Source organism: Streptomyces sp. CNQ329 (assembly GCF_000482585.1).
On the sequence record NZ_AXVU01000127.1, the window covers coordinates 1 to 2,984 of the forward strand.

Annotated in this window: 3 protein-coding genes; 2 read left to right on the plus strand and 1 reads right to left on the minus strand. The window is 72.6% G+C overall.

All coding sequences use genetic code 11. From position 1 onward, the window contains the following. A partial coding sequence (locus tag I003_RS0129275; RefSeq protein WP_027774688.1) for an LLM class oxidoreductase occupies window positions 1-565 on the plus strand: 565 nt, incomplete at its 5' end. Between the two features lie 509 nt (window positions 566-1,074). Here the strand turns inward: I003_RS0129275 and I003_RS0129280 are convergent. Next, window positions 1,075-2,166 carry a methyltransferase domain-containing protein gene (locus I003_RS0129280; protein WP_027774689.1) on the minus strand — a complete coding sequence of 364 codons (1,092 nt, stop codon included), beginning with the start codon at window positions 2,164-2,166 and terminating at the stop codon, window positions 1,075-1,077. A gap of 198 nt (window positions 2,167-2,364) precedes the next feature. Between I003_RS0129280 and I003_RS0129285 the strand changes: the two genes are divergently transcribed. Continuing rightward, window positions 2,365-2,964, plus strand: a complete 600-nt coding sequence (locus I003_RS0129285; RefSeq protein ID WP_027774690.1) for a DinB family protein — start codon at window positions 2,365-2,367, stop codon at window positions 2,962-2,964. Window positions 2,965-2,984 lie beyond the last annotated feature (20 nt).

Here is a 2,984-nt window from a genome sequence, read left to right on the forward strand (position 1 = left end):
GGAGTACGGCACTCCCGGGAGCCGGTTCGAGCGGCTCAGGACCGCCGTCGAGACGCTGGACCGGCTGCTGCCGGACGAGTCCTACGAGCCGAGGCCGGCGCAGCAGCCGCGTCCGCCCCTGCTCGTCGGGGGTAACGGCGACCGGGTGTTGCGGCTCGCGGCGAAGCACGCGGAGATCATCAGCTTCACCTCGGGGCGCACCGACCAGGAATCCGGGGGGATCAAGGCCATCTGCGACAGCATGCTCGAGGAGCGTGTGACCGTCGCGCGTCGCCTGTGCGAGGAGTACGGCACCGATCCGGAGCTGAACATCGTGGTTCCGCGGGTCATCATCACCGATGACCGCGAGGCTCTGGCCCGGGAGTTGCAGCAGCACATCCCGGAGGACGTGACCGTCGAGGGCCTGCTCGACCACCCGCTCCTGCTCGCCGGCTCGCCCAAGGAGATCGCGCAGCAGGTGCTCGGCCATCGCGAGCGGTACGGGTTCACGTACGTCACCGTGATGGAGGAGTACATGGACGACTTCGGTGAGGTCATCAAGGAGCTGCGGGCCCAGGGGGCCTGACGTCCCGACGGCGTCAGAGATCATCTGTACGAGGTGAGGTGACTTCTGCGGGCCCGGCCTGGGAAACGGCCGCCCCGCAGTCGGAAGTACCCCCCATGAGAGAACCGGCCGTACCGCTTCTTCGAGGACTGACAGCCCATCCTGTCAGCCGGGAGCCGGTCGGCCACACCAACGGGTGCGGACGGCGCTGACCGACGCCGAACGGCACGGTGATCCGCCATGAGACCGGGCGGCCGGCCGACGTTGCCGACTTCCTGCGATGACCTGTGAAGGACGAGGTGCGAACCTGTCCTTCGGGGCGCTGCCTTCCGCCGAAGGGCGGCGCCCCGTCGGTTCGGCACCGGCTGCCGCGGATCCGGCCGCCGCCGGTCCCGCGACACGCTCGTCATCGTCACGATGGATCTGCCCCGAGCGCGGCACCGGCATCCGCATGCCGTTCTCCGCTCAGGGGGCGGCGGCACATCGTTCCGGTAGGCCCGGCCGCGGAGGCGGGCGGCCTCGCGTCCGCGTCATCGCCCGCCCCCGCGTTCCAGTTTGACCAGGTAGACGACGGTGCCGGCCAGGTGGATGCGCTGGGCGTGGGTAGGAAGGAGGCCCGCCTGGATGGCCGGGGACAGGGCGGTCGGTGTGGGGAGGAGCAGCACCGCGGTGCCGGTGGGGGTGAGAAGGCGGTGGAGTTCCCGCCACCAGGCGGCGGGGGCCTTGGCCAGCCGGGCCCTCGCCTCGACCTGCGTGCCCCACGGCGGGTTGCAGACGATGCGGTCGACCGAGGCGGCGGGGAGGGGGAGTCTGCCGGCGTCGGCCCGGTGGAGGCGGATCCGCGGCAGCGACGCCGTGCTCGTGTTGGCGCGGGCGGCCTCCAGTGCGGTCGGGTCGATGTCGTAGCCCTGGTAGCGCGCCGCCTCGGGGTGGGCGAGTGCCGCCTCGATGAGCAGGGTGCCGGCGCCGCAGCAGGGGTCGAGAACCCGGTGGCCGGGGCCTATGGCCGCCAGCTCCGTCATCGCCGCCGCCAGCGGCGGGTGCAGGCTTCCCGGTACGGTCACCTGCCGGTACGGGCGGCGGTGGAGCGGGCGCGGGGTGACGCGGAGCAGCAGTGTGGCCTCGGTGCCGTCCAGCGTCAGGCGCCACGGCGCGTAGTCCGGCGGGGGTGCGCCCTGCGTACGGCGCCGGTGGTACGGCACGCCGAGGCGGGCGGCGAGTGCGCCGCCGACCGCGTCCTCCGCGTCGTATCTGGTGAAGTTCCGCCTCCCCAGGAACGACGCCGAGACCTCCACCCCCGGAGGCGTACCGGTGAGGTGCGGAACGAGGGTGCCGCGGTGGCGGTGCAGTCTTTCCGGGTCGGCCCGCTCCGCCAGTTCTCCCAGCGCGGGCAGGCCCGCTTTCCCCGTTCCTACGTCGCTCCTCCTCGCGGCCAGCAGGAACAGGTCGTCCGCCGTGCGCAGCTCGGTGACCGCCGTGTCGTACGGGCGCCGGGCCCGGAAGCGCACGGACCGGTGTCCGGCCGCGGTGATGCCCCCGAGTCCGCGCTGCAGAATCTCGGCCGCCAACTGCGGTTCCAGACCGCGAGCGCACCGAGCGACGAAAAATGCGTCGTCGCGCATGATGACTGTCTTCTCCCACGCCAAGGCCCGGGACGGCGCCACGCCGCCCCGCCTCGTCGGCGACGGGGGTTCCTCGCCTCGCCGACGGCGCCTAGCGCAGGTGGAAGAAGTACATGCCCGTGATCCTACGGGTGCCGCCGCGAGCCGTCCCGGGCCGGGGCGCGTGGTGCGGTGCCGTCCGGTGGGATGCTGGTGCGCATGGCCGACACCGACCCCAAGGCAGACCTTCACCTCTACCTGCAGGCCGCCCGCGAGGCGCTGCTGTGGAAACTCGAGGGGTTGTCCGAGTACGAGGTACGGCGTCCGCTGACGCCGACCGCCACCAACCTGCTGGGCATCGTCAAGCACCTGATCGGCTGCGAGACCGCGTACTTCGGTGAGACCTTCGGGCGCCCGTTCGGCGAGCCGCTGCCCTGGTTCGAAGGCCCCGATGCGGACGCGCCCAACGTCGACATGTGGGCCACGGCCGACGAGGCCCGCGAGGACATCATCGCTCTCTACAGGCGCGCCTGCGCGCACTCGGACGACACCATCACGGCGTTCGCGCTGGACGACCGCGGCCGCGTGCCGCACTGGGCCGAGGACCGGGCCGAGGTGTCGCTGCACCGGGTGCTCGTCCACATGCTCGCCGAGACCCAGCGGCACGCCGGGCACGCCGACATCGTCCGGGAACTGGTCGACGGCGCCGCCGGGATGCGGGAGGGCAACGACAACCTGCCCACCGGCGACCGTGCCTGGTGGGACAACCACCGGCGGCGGGTCGAGGACGCCGCCCGGGAGGCGCACGGGAGGCGGTGAGAGTCCGTTGCCGCGGCGGG